Source organism: Gracilibacillus lacisalsi DSM 19029, from assembly GCF_000377765.1.
Lineage (GTDB): Bacteria > Bacillota > Bacilli > Bacillales > Amphibacillaceae > Gracilibacillus > Gracilibacillus lacisalsi.
The window spans coordinates 1-2,059 of record NZ_KB898699.1 but is presented as its reverse complement, the minus strand read 5'-3'; the positions used below and the strand labels follow the sequence as shown (position 1 = coordinate 2,059).

2 protein-coding genes are annotated in these 2,059 nt (G+C 38.0%); both read right to left on the bottom strand.

Features of this window, described 5'->3' with window-relative positions; genetic code table 11:
- On the bottom strand, positions 1-227 hold a 227-nt coding region (locus D569_RS0122110), incomplete at its 3' end, for a phage tail domain-containing protein (protein ID WP_018934607.1).
- Positions 224-2,059 (bottom strand): hypothetical protein (locus tag D569_RS24695; RefSeq protein WP_018934606.1); only part of this gene is annotated, 1,836 nt, incomplete at its 5' end. The genes D569_RS0122110 and D569_RS24695, both read right to left, overlap by 4 nt.

Below are 2,059 nucleotides of genomic sequence, written 5' to 3'. Positions count from 1 at the left end.
TCTGCCAGTTCGTCTTTTTTAGCCAAAGCATCTGCATCATCTTTTACAATAAAACCAACTGGTTGTGTAATGTAAAGAACATCAATGGTTTCGTCCTTATAATAAGCACCTGGCATTCCTGGTACACGTAATAAATTGTTATTTCTCGGAGCAAAGGGGGCTTTCTGTCTACCTTCTAAGAGATAAAGCCAAGACTTTCTCTGACTATTAAACGTTAGTGATTTCAAGTAGTTCCACCCCCAAATATTTCTTTTACTTTCTGATCTCGTTCTTGAAATTCTGTCACGCTTTTATACGTGTGTCTTCCGATCTCTCGGCCATCCATTTGGTTGATAACAGTCGTATAGATAACAGCTTCGCCCTGTACTTGTTGTGGTTGGTTAAGTCGATTTGCTATCCGATCCGCTTCACCGGTTGGACTTATACCTCCTGCGTAACCTGGTATGCTGTTTAATGAGTTTAGGATTTTCTTAGATTCTTCATGGGTGAAAATTTGAGTACCTCTTGGAAGGTTTGCTAATCCAAAATCAAACATCCCCCACTGATCACCATATCTTGCTAACTCAAATCCTTTTTCACCTATCCATGTCAGTCCACCTTCAAAATAATCAGTACCATCATAGTTAAATCGATTGGTAGGCATTGTTTTATGTTGTAAAGATGGTGTTCTAGCAGTAGGTGCTGACATTGAAATTTGTTGATTAAAAATACTCTGCACTTCATTCCATGCTTTTCTTGCCGCACTAATGAGAGCTTTGGTTGATCCCAAGACAGGAGATGGCATTGATATAGCTTCTTGAAATACATCTTTTATATCATCATAAACATCTTTTCCTTTTGTGTATATCTTTGCAAAAGTAATACCTGAGTCTATAGCAAGCTTTTCCCATTTACTTAAGATGTCACCAGTGGTTATGTTTATTTGCTCTAATAGTTTAGGGTTTTGTTCTTTTGCTTCATCGATAACAGATTGATGCATGTTTTCAGCATTGGCAATAGTTTCGTCTTTTTGACGTTCAGCATCTGCTATAAGTTCGTCTGTTAAACCTTCTTGGATTTCTTCTAATTCATCCCTCATGTTTTCGTACGTAATTTTTTGTAAGTAATACTGATTTTCAGCTTCAGCAATTACTCCTTCTTTTGTTTCAATTGATTTTTTAATCGTATCGGCCATCTGTCTAGCTGTAATATCTTCCGCTTGCTCTTTCATTCTTTCCATTATGGTTTGTTGCTCTTGTTCGGTCTCGGATAACACTTCTATTGCGTTATCCATTCTTTCTTGTCTTAATCGTTCTAGTTCTTCATTTTCTTCTTCTGTTGTACTTCTGTTTTCTTCTGCAGCAGTTTCTAGAATTTCATTCATTCTCTCTGTCGCATCTTCAGTTACTTTAATTCTTTCTTCAAAACTTTCAGTTGCACTTTTTAATATGTCAGCTTGTTCATCTTCGCTAATATCTTTAGCTCCATCAAACATTTCTTGGATAGCAGTTAAACTTTCATCTTTTCTTTGCTGTAACCCATCTACAATCTGTTGTCCCATTTGGTCAAAAGTACCTGATAATGATTCTGCCATTTCCTCGGTTACTTCTTGGCCACTCCATGCTAGTTGATTTAATTGTGATGTCGCCTCATCATTCAATTCCATAAAGCTACTAACTGCTTGTTGTGTATTTTCTGAAACGGAATCACCAAACAAATCAATTTCCGGAATAACATCTTGTTTCATATGGTTGTGTAATGCAATACCACCTGCAGTTAAACCGGCTATTGCTGCAGTTGCTCCAATTAAAGGACCGCTACCTGCAGCTAAAGTTCCAAAGCCACCAATTAAGCTAGCTTTTCCTGCTGCACCACCAGTAGCATCTCCTTTTTTACCAATTGCACCAGACAGTTTACCGAGCATACCCAACGTACCACTTGCAGTTCTGGTTATCCCACCTAAAGCTAATGAAGTAGGACCGATAGCAGCTGCAAAGCCAGCCATTTTGATAATATTATCTTGAGTGGAATCGTCTAATTCTCCGAACCAATCTACCACTTCAGTTAGCTTTTCTACACC